Origin of the sequence: Candidatus Albibeggiatoa sp. nov. BB20 (genome assembly GCA_016744725.1) — a bacterium.
GTDB lineage: Bacteria > Pseudomonadota > Gammaproteobacteria > Beggiatoales > Beggiatoaceae > Albibeggiatoa.
The window spans coordinates 1-5392 of sequence record JADGDW010000228.1 but is presented as its reverse complement, the minus strand read 5'-3'; the positions used below and the strand labels follow the sequence as shown (position 1 = coordinate 5392).

Genomic DNA, 5392 nt, shown 5'->3' with positions numbered 1-5392 from the left:
TTTACGTCCTGTAATACCTCCAATCATACTTAATTATTTATCATTAGTAAATCATGAATGGGTCACTTCACTCGTTATATTTTGCGGAAATGAGACATCATTTAAGATAATGTTGCATCCAGTTTATCTAGTAGTCTCAAACCTTGTTCTGGATTGCCTCTTGCTGCCAAAGCTCGGAATCGTACTTCACTATCAAACTCTGCTAGTGCTTGTGTCGACAGTTCTTCCACCAATTTATTCAAGCTAATATGCCGATGTTGTGCTAATGCTTTCAAACGGTGATGTTTATCATCAGGTATGCGGATGGTTAAGGTTGCCATTTTATTGTCCTTTTAAAAAATCTTCGGGCGTAACAATATGGATATTCGGGAAATGAAGCTCAGCATTTTGTAAGTCTTTTAAATTATGGGTGATGATGTAATCTGCATTGCCTGCTAATGCAAGTTCAATCAAAAAATTATCATCGTCATCAATTAAATTGGGTCGCCATAAATAGTAAATAGGAATCCAATCACAAACATTATATAAGGCGTTTAACAGCGCTTGAATTTCTTCAGTTGTCAAAGGTGAGCGGGCAAGAATAGTGTCTCTTTGGCTCACGTCTTGATATTCTGAAAATAGCGTATTACTTATCAATGGCTTGAATTTCTTTTGTAGTGCTTGTTTTAATATTTTTCTACTTGCACCATGTTTTCCAATGAGTGCACTAATTAAGACGCTGGTATCAATGACAAGAGTTATCATCAGTTAATGATAGTATATATGCAGTCACTTTGCAATTATCCCCCATTTCTACCAAACTTTTAAAAAGGATTATAGAGGAATAAGAATGATGCAAACCGCTCCACTAAGCAATTTACAATAAATTTGGCATGACATGAAAGGATTCCCATAAATCTACGAAATGAGAAAACAAGAAAATTTCAATCTTACTTATTACAAATTGGTTTTAATTATTTTTTTGTATTATTATTGATTCGGCTGTGCACATTGACCGCTAGTGTTAAATGTTCACACTCACTAAATAAAAGCCAACCTTAAAGGAAAAAAATAATGCTTCGATTTTTAACTGTTTGTTTGCTACTGCTAAGCTATAGCCAGTTGCAAGCGGATACCATCCCCACTGAAATTCCTCAAGATGTTATGTTAGACACCTCATCAACAGCCGTAGATTGGACTGATTTTCGTCAACGTGCTGTTAACCGTCATGCTTGGAAAACCTTTATTGCATTGATGACACCTATCAGACAAGATGGATTACACCGAACTTGGGAAACCTGGAAAGAACAATATGAAGTGTATCCAGAAGATGGATCAGAGCCAGCACCGTGGGGAACATCTTCAGTACTTCCAACCGCTTGTGAAGTGACAACAGGGCAAAATGTTAAATATTTACATCGTGATGAAAAAGTCGACGATGTATTAGATGCAGTGAGTCAGGCTGTTAAAACCGACGCGACGCTGCCCGGTTCATTGAAAGATCAACACAGTAAAATTGTGCGTTATGAAATTCGCTTAAATCGTACCGCGTTTGATTACATTGTTGAAAGTAAACTGTACAATGCCGAGCAACAAATTCAAAAAAATCAAATTAGCTATCCCAATGGCTCAATCATTATTAAAGCTGCTTGGCGTGAATTAACCGATTCAACCACTGCCGCTGAACGCCTTAAGTTTATGCGAAATAAAGCCTGCATTTGTGATAAAGTCGAAACCGAATTACAAAATTGCCATATCGCTGATGTGGCCTTAGTTGGTTTTCACGTCATGCACAAAACCCCCAGTGCACCGCAATGGATTTGGTCTACTTTTGAGCAAGTCGCCAATGTTCAAGCAGTAGATAATTTAGCCGCCAGCTTTAATAATCCTGACTGCCAAGGCGACTACTGTACTGATAATGCCCAAACCCCAGATTTCATCCCGAACCAGGTGACTCAAGTATTGCCGATTGAAGCCAGTTTGCAACAATTAAATGCGCGTAAACAGCAACATCTTGCAACCCGTGAAGGTTATAAAGTATTAGCTCATTATCAAATGATGAGTGCGCAATGGCCTTTACCCAAATCTCCACATGACACCACACCAAACACCGCATTCGATGTACGGCCGCCATTTTCTACTAATACAACTATGGAAACATTCGCTCAAGAATCATCAAGTTGCATGGGTTGTCATGTGATGTCTCGCACGATGCGACCTGATGAGTTTATTTCTGCTGATTTCAGCTTTACTTTAAATAATGCCCATCCACAACCATCAGAAGCAATTTGTGATAAATATAGCTATTCAAACTCACTTTCCTGTAGTAATGATTTGATTTTATTTGATAAAACAAAGGCAACACCGGGGCAACAACAAGGCTTTGACCTTGTGACCAATACTTATGAAATGCTACCTGACAATGTGGGAAATCGTTTACATTGTGCAAGTTGTCACTTACATGCAGGTGGTGATCCGCAAGCAGCATGGTGGGTAGGTTTACAAGGTGAAGGTAGAGAATATCCAACTGTGACGGATATGCAAGATCGGATTAATCAATGTTTTGAGCGCAGTATGAATGGCACAGCCTTATGTAGTGGTGAAGACTGTGATGGCAATGCCAATATGAGTGCTATTATTGCTTATATGAATTGGCTAACAGAAGCATATAAGCAGAAATATCAGTGTTCTACATTGGTTAGCACGCCACATAGTATTTGTAACCCACCGCGTGGATTTCCTGAATTAACCCAAACAGTCTTAAAAGGCAACTTAGACCAAGGTGAAACGATTTTTGACCAGAAATGTGCTTTTTGTCATGACTTAGAAGGTGAAGGGCGTTATGGCAATGATACTTATTTCCGCCCTGCATTATGGGGTGATGATTCTTATAATGTGTCGGCTGGCATGGCTAAGCCTGATAAGCTTGCTAAATTTTTACGTTGGAATATGCCGTATACCAGTGGTGGTTTATTAACCGATCAAGAATCCATTGATATTGCTTGTTTTATTGATGATAAAGTTCGCCCTGGAAAAACTGAATCGGGTGTTTCAGGTGAGCATTGTTTACTGACATTACCGACAAACAAACCAAATTAACGAAGTTATCATTTATCTCATTCCCATGGTTTCCGTGGGAGTGCAGTTCAGACACTCTGCGTCATCTTGGTGGAAGGCGTTGCACTTTTCTACCCTACGTTATATTTATATCTCTTGTTTTAAAATTCATTATAACTAATATTTTACTCTTAATATCACCCTGAAAACTACATGAAAATAATGCCGTAGGATGGATAAGCGATAGCGTCATCCATCTTTTTTGATTCATCCAATTCTACAGATTTTCAATACAGAATTGCAAAATCACTATGTTTCAAAATGCTGTATGACATTCTGCTTGTAAACTCTACGTAAACTGGTTTTATGTAAATATGATTTTTTAAGAGTATTTCCCACATTAGTGATGTAACGCTTTAAGTGCATGTTGAGGGTCACGCTGAAAGATAGTGAGTAACGCAGCCGCAGGCCCTTTAGGGCGACGATGACCTTGTTCCCAATTCTGATAAGTTCGTAAAGAAATACCCATTAAACTCGCAAAACGTTGTTGTGACAGGCCTGTTTTTCACGAATTTTTTTAACATCTAATGCAGTATATTCAAAAGTACGAGCAGCTTGCTTTTCCCCACGCACGATTTGACCTGCTTCCTGTACGCTTTCAAGCAATTTATTAAATAAAGTATTATCCATTTTAACCCCTTAATATTATAGTAAATAAAGACTCATGGATTAAGTTCGTGGTATGGTCGGAACAGGTGATATTGTTGAGCCTAGTAAAAATTTAGTGAATTAGCGTATACAAATTATCTCAATTGGTGTGGTAAACGGCGTAATAGATAAGCCAAGCATTTCCAGCTCTTCTCGCATTCCTTCGATATTGACTTGTTTAGAGATTGCTTTTTGTAACACTTCAGACCAACTTACGCTACTCATTATCGATTCTGCCAATACTTCATCAATGCATTCACTGCCTTTTTCATCTTGTAGGTAAGCCAGCAATGCTGATGCATCAAGTACTACAGACATTATGCTTGTTTCTTCAATGCTTCTTTACGGCGAGAGTCAATCAGTTCATCCGCTAAGCTTTGTGTGTTGATGTGTTGAAAACGATTTTTGAGTTGTTGTTTGATTTTTTGATTGGTCTCGATAATCAGGTGATTATTTTCTAAATAGGCCAGTAGTGTATCACCTGCTTTGATATTCATGGCTTGTTGTAATGCTAGTGGTAGGGTGAATTGGTCTTGTACGTTCATTTGTAAAACGGCTGCTTGTTGCATAGTATTTATCCTATTTATCAATTAGATAGAGCATAAATTAAGCAAGCATTTCAATCAAATCATTTCCACCCAAAAACAATCCTATCAAGCAACTAATCCTAAAATTATTATTTCTCTTGTTCATCAGATTTTGCTACTTCCAAAATATGTGATAGCTCTTCACTTAACTCTTTATACTTACTTTTCTTTAGTAATTTTTCATCATCCAAATAAATAACATGTGCTTTTTCTTTAAATTTATTTAAATTAAGTGTTTCCATTCCACAAAGTATTACTTGAGCCTGTTCTGGTGTTGCATTCATGATAGTATTTATTATTCGTTCATAATTTTTAGCCGATTGTTCCTGTTGGTTAGGAGTATCAATAACTAAAGGAGCTGGAATTTCATTTTGAGCATGATACACTAAATTAAAGATAGCTAATTGGTAAGCCAGTATAGCTCTTTCATTTTCTATGGCACCTCCATCTGTAAACTTTTTATAGTCTGTTGGATGATAAACTTTGGCAAAATTTATATTCAGAGCATCAAGCTTAGCAAAAAATTCTTGAATTAAATATGTAAAATAACTGTCAAGCTCTTGAATATCCTCTTTACTTGCAAGCTTTTTTTGCTCTTTTTTTAGGCTTTTTTGCTTATTTGTTATTTCATCATATGAAGCTTTTTTTTGGTTTCGTGCTTGTCTAATGTCTTTTTGTATTGATTGGGATGCAAGTTTATTAATAATTTTAGAAAATTTTTCTTGCCCCTGAGTATTGTATTTTTTGTTAATTTGAATAATTCTAATTTTAACTTCTTCTAACTTTAGTCTTAAGTCAGCTAATTCATTTCTAAATATATCAATTTCTTCATTTATCAGATTAAGTTGGTTTTCTGCTTGTTGCTTATCTACAAGTATTGAGGCTCTGCTCACTAAAGAATTATTATGGATTACGCCACATAAGGGACATTCAAGGCTATCTGACTCTATATTTTCAACAGAAAACAAGTAATCTTTTTCTATTGAATGTGATTATTTCAGAGTTTCTTAATTCGTTTAAAACAGTTGTTACTGTTTGGCGAGATGTCGCAGTTAAATTTG

The 5392-nt window shown here is 36.4% G+C and carries 8 protein-coding genes; 1 reads left to right on the top strand and 7 read right to left on the bottom strand.

The window, feature by feature from the left end; translation table 11 throughout:
- Positions 1 to 101: 101 nt before the first annotated feature.
- Positions 102 to 320, bottom strand: a complete 219-nt coding sequence (locus ABXH34_RS17580) for a toxin-antitoxin system HicB family antitoxin (protein ID WP_353573188.1) — start codon at positions 318 to 320, stop codon at positions 102 to 104.
- 1 nt (position 321) lies between these two features.
- On the bottom strand, positions 322 to 744 hold the full coding sequence (locus ABXH34_RS17575; protein ID WP_353573187.1) for a putative toxin-antitoxin system toxin component, PIN family: 423 nt from the start codon (positions 742 to 744) through the stop codon (positions 322 to 324).
- A gap of 309 nt (positions 745 to 1053) precedes the next feature.
- Between ABXH34_RS17575 and ABXH34_RS17570 the strand changes: the two genes are divergently transcribed.
- A complete protein-coding gene (locus tag ABXH34_RS17570) occupies positions 1054 to 3078 on the top strand; it encodes a c-type cytochrome (protein ID WP_353573186.1) in 2025 nt (674 codons plus the stop codon).
- Positions 3079 to 3436: 358 nt separating this feature from the next.
- Here the strand turns inward: ABXH34_RS17570 and ABXH34_RS17565 are convergent, their stop codons facing one another.
- The 5 genes from ABXH34_RS17565 to ABXH34_RS17545 all read right to left on the bottom strand — a co-directional run bounded on the left by ABXH34_RS17565 (position 3437) and on the right by ABXH34_RS17545 (position 5299).
- Positions 3437 to 3565, bottom strand: a complete 129-nt coding sequence (locus ABXH34_RS17565; RefSeq protein WP_353573185.1) for a helix-turn-helix domain-containing protein — start codon at positions 3563 to 3565, stop codon at positions 3437 to 3439.
- On the bottom strand, positions 3565 to 3726 hold the full coding sequence (locus ABXH34_RS17560) for a hypothetical protein (protein ID WP_353573184.1): 162 nt from the start codon (positions 3724 to 3726) through the stop codon (positions 3565 to 3567). The genes ABXH34_RS17565 and ABXH34_RS17560 overlap by 1 nt, the downstream gene beginning before the upstream one ends.
- A 99-nt stretch (positions 3727 to 3825) precedes the next feature.
- Positions 3826 to 4062, bottom strand: coding sequence for a PIN domain-containing protein (locus ABXH34_RS17555; protein ID WP_353573183.1), 237 nt, complete (start codon positions 4060 to 4062; stop codon positions 3826 to 3828).
- A complete protein-coding gene (locus ABXH34_RS17550) occupies positions 4062 to 4313 on the bottom strand; it encodes an AbrB/MazE/SpoVT family DNA-binding domain-containing protein (RefSeq protein ID WP_353573182.1) in 252 nt (83 codons plus the stop codon). The genes ABXH34_RS17555 and ABXH34_RS17550 overlap by 1 nt, the downstream gene beginning before the upstream one ends.
- 107 nt (positions 4314 to 4420) lie before the next feature.
- Complete coding sequence (locus ABXH34_RS17545) at positions 4421 to 5299, bottom strand: hypothetical protein (protein WP_353573181.1); 879 nt, start codon at positions 5297 to 5299, stop codon at positions 4421 to 4423.
- Positions 5300 to 5392 lie beyond the last annotated feature (93 nt).

Excerpts from the sequence above, each read along its gene's own strand:
- ABXH34_RS17575 (WP_353573187.1), bottom strand. The coding sequence starts at position 744 with ATGATAACTCTTGTCATTGATACCAGCGTCTTAATTAGTGCACTCATT.
- ABXH34_RS17570 (WP_353573186.1), top strand. The coding sequence starts at position 1,054 with ATGCTTCGATTTTTAACTGTTTGTTTGCTACTGCTAAGCTATAGCCAG.
- ABXH34_RS17555 (WP_353573183.1), bottom strand. The coding sequence starts at position 4,062 with ATGTCTGTAGTACTTGATGCATCAGCATTGCTGGCTTACCTACAAGAT.
- ABXH34_RS17565 (WP_353573185.1), bottom strand. The coding sequence starts at position 3,565 with ATGGGTATTTCTTTACGAACTTATCAGAATTGGGAACAAGGTCATCGT.
- ABXH34_RS17560 (WP_353573184.1), bottom strand. The coding sequence starts at position 3,726 with ATGGATAATACTTTATTTAATAAATTGCTTGAAAGCGTACAGGAAGCA.
- ABXH34_RS17580 (WP_353573188.1), bottom strand. The coding sequence starts at position 320 with ATGGCAACCTTAACCATCCGCATACCTGATGATAAACATCACCGTTTG.
- ABXH34_RS17550 (WP_353573182.1), bottom strand. The coding sequence starts at position 4,313 with ATGCAACAAGCAGCCGTTTTACAAATGAACGTACAAGACCAATTCACC.